Here is a 5,259-nt window from a genome sequence, read left to right on the forward strand (position 1 = left end):
ACGGTTGTGGCGCACGTCTTCGGTGAACGCACTCTGGCCACACTGGAGCGTCTTCTGAGCCTGCTGTCGGCCTTTGAGGTCGTGGTATGGATGACGGATGGCTGGCCGCTGTATGAATCACGCCTGAAGGGAAAGCTGCACGTTATCAGCAAGCGTTACACTCAGCGCATTGAGCGACATAATCTGAATCTGAGACAACATCTGGCAAGGCTGGGACGGAAGTCACTGTCGTTCTCAAAATCGGTGGAGCTGCATGACAAGGTCATCGGGCATTATCTGAACATAAAACACTATCAGTAAGTTGGAGTCATTACCCTGATGCCATTCTATTTCAGGAAGGAGTGTCCGTTAAACTCAGGCTACCTCACCATGACCCGGCGGCTCAACTTTAATTACCCTTGCGCCCATATTACAAAGAAGTTGAGTTCCGAAAGGTCCATTAAGGACATGTGTCATATCGATAACTAATAAGCCTTCAAACGGCCCTTTGCTTTCATTATTTGTCATTTGCTTATGCCTTGAAAAAAGCCGAAGGTGAAAAGACACTTCGGCATTTATGTAAAATCAATAACATGATTAATTATGAAACCAGTCGACTGACATAAATCCACAAGGGAGCCGTGACGACAAAGCCCAGTACGCTCACAGCCAATGACGCTGTACCAGTACGGGTGTAGACATTAAACCGGCTGGCAATAATAATTCCGGAGAATGCCGGCGGTAATGCGCCTGCCAGTACCATCATCTGCAGATGTTCGCTGTTCAAATGACATGCCATACCAACGAGAAGCAGTGCCAGTGGCATCAGAATCAGCTTCAGGAAGGTGTTATAAGCAATTTCGGCACTGAACTCGAATTTATGTGCAGCCAGAGTCAACCCCGCAGCGAATACCGCTACCCCTGAGTTAGCCTTCGCAATCAGATTAAAGGTTGGGTCCCATGCTGCCGGAATTTTTACCCCAACCAACACCAGGATCGTTGCCAGAACAGGTGCCCATACTACTGGCTCCTTTGCCGCAGAAATTAATGCACTCAGATTACTATTCTTCTTACCATCCGCTCCTGAAGAAGGATTCAGCAAATACAGACCAATAGGAATAGTAATTGCGTTAACAATAATAGAAATAATTGCTACCACTAAACCTGTTGATACGGAATCACCATAAATAGGATCGAGAACTGCAAACCCCAGGAATCCAATGGTAGGTGAACCTGCAATTAATGCACATACAGCTGCTTCTGCATGGGTACGTTTAAAAAATTTGTAGCAACCGAACCAGGAGAAAAAGAAACATCCGACAATAACCACAAGTGATACAAGGGTCAGACGAGTGTCCGCAAAAATCATTTCCCTGTTTGCCCGAGTAATAGATACAAATAGAGCCGCAGGAAGCGCGTAGTTTAATACCAGTTTATTAAATGCGCGGGCTTGATCTTCTGAAAAAGTTTCTCGTCTGCCGCTAAAATAACCCAACAGCATGATTACGATAATAGGCAATAAATCGCCAATAAAAAATGTTAGCATAATAGTATTCCCGATAAGGGTCCCCTCACCATCGCATAATGAGTTGGCAAGAGGAGACGATGTCAGTATTTAATTACCAGCGACTTGTTTTGGGTTAAGTTTGGTAATATGGCCACTTTCAGTTCCTGCTGCAGGGTCGATGACCACATTAATAATGGTCGGTTTGCGCGACTGAATACCGGTGGTTAAAGCATGACGAAGTTCATCTGTCGTGGTGACGTTATAGCCAACGCCACGAAACGCATCCATTAATTTGTCATACCTTGCATGGTGCAACAGATCCGTTGGTGATGGTGCACCAGCGCCACTGAGATCAACACCGTCTCCTCTGTAGATGCCGCCATTATTAAAAATAACGATCGTCACCGGCAGGTTATATCGACAAATCGTTTCAATTTCCATCCCACTGAAACCAAAAGCACTATCACCTTCAATGGCGACAACCGGAGAACCAGAAGTCACGCTAGCACCGATGGCATAGCCCATACCGATGCCCATGACACCCCAGGTACCACAATCCAGACGACGACGTGGTTTATACATATCAATAATATTTCGTGCATTATCCAGGGTATTTGCACCTTCATTAACTAAATAAATATCCTGGTTCTCGCGCAATACGTCGCGCACAGCACTTAATGCATTAAAGTAATTTAATGGTTGAGTATCTGTACTTAATTTTTCATGCATTTTTTGTGCATTTTGCTGCTTGTGGATATTTAAAATATCGCGCCATACCAGTGGAGTCGTAAATGTGTTTTGTTTCAGTTCTGCCAGCATACCTTGCATACTGGATGCAATATCACCAATGACTGGCACAGCAATGGGGCGGTTGCTGTCAATTTCCTGCGGTTCAATATCCAGTTGAATAAACTGTGTATCTGCCGCCCATCCTTTTTTACCGTGTGCCAATAACCAATTCAGTCGTGCACCAACAAGCATGACAACGTCAGCATTTGCCAGGGCAAACGAACGCGCAGCTGCCGCAGAAAGTGGATGCGTATCTTCAAGGATCCCTTTCGCCATAGACATTGGCAGGAATGGAATCTGAGCACTTTCAATAAATTCACGAAGCTGTTCATCAGCTTGTGAATACGCCGCGCCTTTGCCAAGGATAATTAATGGCCGTTCAGCTTTTGCTAAAAGCGAAATTGCGCTAGTGACTGACTTCGGGCATGGCAATAATGCTGGCGACGGATTTTCAACTTTAACAATCGTGGTTAACGCTTCGTCTTTTTCCATCGTCGCGGCCAGGACATTTGCTGGCAAATCAAGATAAACTCCGCCAGGGCGACCCGATACAGAGACCCGGATAGCGCGTGCCAATGCAATGCCAAGATCCTGCGGCTGATTAACGCGAAATGCTGCTTTGGCATACGGTTTTGCCGCATTCATTTGGTCCAGCTCTTCATAATCACCTTGCTGTAGGTCGACGATCGCGCGGTCGCTGGAGCCGCTAATCATGATCATCGGAAAACCATTTACCGTTGCGTTGGCCAATGCCGTCAAACCATTGAGGAATCCTGGCGCAGAAACTGTCAGGCAGATCCCCGGTTTTTGGGTAAGAAAACCGCTTGCCGCAGCGGCATAGCCTGCCGACTGCTCATGACGAAAACCAATATAACGAATGCCTTCCGCCTGGGCATGGCGTGCCATATCCGTCACAGGAATACCTACAACACCATAAATAGTGTCAATATTATTCTGTTTTAATGCTTCAACGATGATATGCATACCATCTGTCATTTGAAGTTGATCTGACATGATTAATAACCTCGAAATTTTTATAAATTGGGAGCCAGAAGCCCCCGTTAATATCAGATTGCGTGGTTTTGCTTCATTGCAGCAATTTCATCGTCGCTATAACCTAGCTCCTGCAATACAGCAGCGGTATGTTCACCTAATAGCGGCGCAGCTTTAATATCCGGCGTAAAAGCAGAGAATTTCATTGGACAACCAACGGTCAGATATTTTCCACGCAACGGTTGTTCCACTTCAACAACACTGCCACTTTGGCGCAAAGAGGGATCAAGTGAAATTTCTTTCATACTTAAAACCGGTGCACAAGGAATATCAAACTGAGTCAAATAGGCCACCGCTTCATGTTTATCAATAGTGACAGTGTATTTTTCGATTTCAGCAAAAATATCGAAAATATGTGGCTGTCGGGCATGGGCTGTACTGTATGCCGGATCGGTAATCCATTCTGGTTTGCCGATGGCTTTACAGGTGTTTTCCCAGTTTTGCTCCTGAATAGTGAAATAAATATAGGCGTTAGGATCGGTTTCCCAGCCTTTACATTTCAGGATCCAGCCAGGCTGACCGCCACCACCTGCATTACCACCGCGGGGAACTGCATCACCAAATGTACCATTCGGATACTGCGGGTATTCTTCCAGATAACCCAATTTATCGAGACGCTGCTGGTCACGTAATTTCACGCGGCAAAGGTTCAATACGGCATCCTGCATTGACATAGTGACTCGTTGCCCACGCCCCGTTTTTTCGCGATGCAGCAAAGCAGCAAGTAAACCGATCAGCAAATGCATTCCGGTGTTGCTGTCACCCAACGCTGCAGCGCTTACCAGCGGCGGACCATCCCAAAAACCCGTAGTGGATGCCGCGCCACCCGCTGCCTGAGCAACGTTTTCATAGGCTTTTACATTCACATAAGGCGAACACTCATCAAACCCTTTGATCGAACCAAAAATCAGACGTGGATTGATTTCTTGAATATGCTCCCAGGTGAAGCCCATGTGATCAATGGCCCCTGGATGAAAGTTCTCGACTAAGATATCAGCTTCGCGGATCAGCTTTTCCATTACCTCTTTGCCTTCCGCTGTTTTGGTATTTAACTCAATAGAACGTTTGTTACTGTTAAGCATGGTGAAGTAAAGCGCATCGATATCAGGAATATCTCGCAGCTGGTGACGCGTTACGTCACCAACGCCGGGACGTTCAATTTTAATAACGTCAGCGCCAAACCAGGCCAGCATTTGAGTACAAGATGGGCCAGATTGCACACCGGTGAAATCGAGAACTTTAATTCCTTGAAGTGGAGTTGACATAGCAATACCTATTAGTTAATTAAATATGTGTTAATTTAGCGTTTATTTAAGGCGTAATATCTTCTATAAATAACCCGCAAAATATCGTCGTAGCTGCACTCGATATTTTTAAAATCCTGTATCAAGTGCTGAAAATCATTTCATCGCCACTTCCAATTCCTTTCTGCATGGTAAGTAGTGAGGACGAAAAGAAGAATATGATAAATATTGATTCGTGGTAATCAGAGAGAGTCGCGACATTTGTGATGTTATTCTTACAACTGTAAGAAGCGCCGGTGATTTACAAGTAAGGGTATGATTACGCTTTTTAAAGCGTACCATAAAACATAACATAATAAATGATTTGTGATGACACGGGATTATTGGGGTTTACTTTGAGGAAGATAAAATGCGTGTTTATAGAACCGCGAGCGCTGAGGTGTACTGGCAATAGCGGACACTACCATTTGTTCTTTTTTTAAGCAGCCATCTGATGATATTTTTCCCTGAAGGCTGCCGGGGAGATATTCCCCAGACGAGAGTGACGACGCTGACGATTGTAGAAAATCTCAATGTATTCCCGTATTACTGAGATGGCTTCATCCCGGTTATTAAAACGATAGTGGCTCAGGCTCTCATTTTTCAGCGTTCCCCAGAAGCTTTCCATCGGAGCGTTGTCGTAACAGT

4 protein-coding genes and 2 pseudogenes are annotated in these 5,259 nt (G+C 45.3%); 1 reads left to right on the top strand and 5 read right to left on the bottom strand.

Annotated elements, in window-relative coordinates; translation table 11 throughout:
* Positions 1-300: pseudogene (locus BGK49_RS26105) on the top strand (IS1-like element IS1X2 family transposase); the annotation flags it as partial.
* Between the two features lie 63 nt (positions 301-363).
* On the opposite strand, the pseudogene BGK49_RS30380 reads toward BGK49_RS26105, so the two are convergent.
* From BGK49_RS30380 to BGK49_RS09265, 5 genes and pseudogenes are all read right to left on the bottom strand, one after another.
* Positions 364-507, bottom strand: a pseudogene (locus BGK49_RS30380) (CoA transferase); the annotation flags it as partial.
* A gap of 73 nt (positions 508-580) precedes the next feature.
* Positions 581-1,525 carry a transporter YfdV gene (gene yfdV / locus BGK49_RS09250; RefSeq protein WP_000955028.1) on the bottom strand — a complete coding sequence of 315 codons (945 nt, stop codon included), beginning with the start codon at positions 1,523-1,525 and terminating at the stop codon, positions 581-583.
* A gap of 69 nt (positions 1,526-1,594) precedes the next feature.
* Positions 1,595-3,289: an oxalyl-CoA decarboxylase gene (oxc, locus tag BGK49_RS09255; RefSeq protein WP_001283487.1), complete on the bottom strand. Its 1,695-nt coding sequence runs from the start codon at positions 3,287-3,289 to the stop codon at positions 1,595-1,597.
* 53 nt (positions 3,290-3,342) lie between these two features.
* Positions 3,343-4,593 (bottom strand): formyl-CoA transferase, encoded by a 1,251-nt coding sequence (gene frc, locus BGK49_RS09260; RefSeq protein ID WP_000106759.1) that lies wholly within the window; start codon positions 4,591-4,593, stop codon positions 3,343-3,345.
* Between the two features lie 457 nt (positions 4,594-5,050).
* On the bottom strand, positions 5,051-5,259 hold a 209-nt coding region (locus BGK49_RS09265), incomplete at its 5' end, for an IS3 family transposase (RefSeq protein ID WP_001073957.1).

This window comes from Shigella sp. FC1544 (assembly GCF_001722145.1).
In the GTDB taxonomy this organism is placed as follows: domain Bacteria; phylum Pseudomonadota; class Gammaproteobacteria; order Enterobacterales; family Enterobacteriaceae; genus Escherichia; species Escherichia coli.